1 pseudogene is annotated in these 1,119 nt (G+C 59.6%); it reads right to left on the reverse strand.

From position 1 onward, the window contains the following. Positions 1–1,068: pseudogene (locus WS62_RS34815) on the reverse strand (IS3 family transposase); the annotation flags it as partial. Between the last annotated feature and the right edge of the window lie 51 nt (positions 1,069–1,119).

A 1,119-nucleotide genomic window follows, 5' to 3' on the forward strand; every position in this document is an offset into this window, starting at 1 on the left:
CTAGCGGTTTGTCCTTGCGTCTGAGTTTGGCCAGCGCCTTCTTCAGCATGCCGCTGACCAGTTCGAAGCTCGGGCGTCGATCCATCTGGTAGGCCACGATCTCGCCGTTGTACAGATCCATCACCGGCGACAGGTACAGCTTCTGGCCACCGACGTTGAATTCCGTCACATCCGTCACCCACTTCTGATTGGCTTGCGTGGCACTGAACTGACGTTGCAGCAGGTTGGGCGCGGCTTTGCCGACCTCACCTCGCCAGGAACGGTATTTCTTCGGACGTAGTGCGGACTTGAGCTGCAATTGCTGCATCACTCGCTGCACGGCCTTGTGGTTGACCAGATGCCCGGTTTGCCGAATCGCAGCCGTGACACGTCGATAGCCGTAGCGCCCCTTGTGATGCGCGAACACTGCCCGGATCTTCGCCTTGAGATCAGCGTGGCGATCGTCGGCGTTCAGCGTCCCGAGCTGATAATAGAACGTGCTGCGCGCCAACCCGGCCGCCTTCAGAAGTGCCGCTACCGGATGGTGTTGTCTGAGCTCACGCACTATTTGCGTTTTTTCTTTTGCGCTGCCTGCTTTTTCGCCAGCAGCGCATCGAGCTTTTTTAGGTACGCCACCTCCGCACGCAGATACTCGTTTTCCTTGAGCAATTCCTCGCGCGTGCGTTCATCCGGTGAACCGGTTTCAGTGGGTTTGGGGGGAAGTGAAGTGGCCATCTTTCGGGGGCGCCCTCGTCGGCGAGGGGACAGTGCATCGATACCGCCCTCATGATACAGGCGCTCCCAGCCTGCCACGCAGCCCGCGCCGCGAATGTCGAACAAGGCCGACACCCGGCCGTACGACAACTCGTCTCGCCACATGCGACGCAGCACCGACAGCTTGAACTCGGCGTCGTAGCAAACGTGCTTCTTGCGCAATCCCGCGCTGCCATGCTCCCCGTAGCTCGCCACCCAGCGCCGTATGACCGAACGGCCCACTTCGTGCCGATGCGCCAGCGATTCGATGCCAATTCCGCCGGCAAGATACTCGTCTACGATGCGCTGCCTGAACTGCTCGTTGTACTTCGTCATGAAAAACACCCCAAAGGTTGGATCGGTGTCCAACTTTTGGGGTGCAGTTCA

This window comes from Burkholderia sp. ABCPW 14 (assembly GCF_001523835.1).
Taxonomy (GTDB): domain Bacteria; phylum Pseudomonadota; class Gammaproteobacteria; order Burkholderiales; family Burkholderiaceae; genus Burkholderia; species Burkholderia mayonis.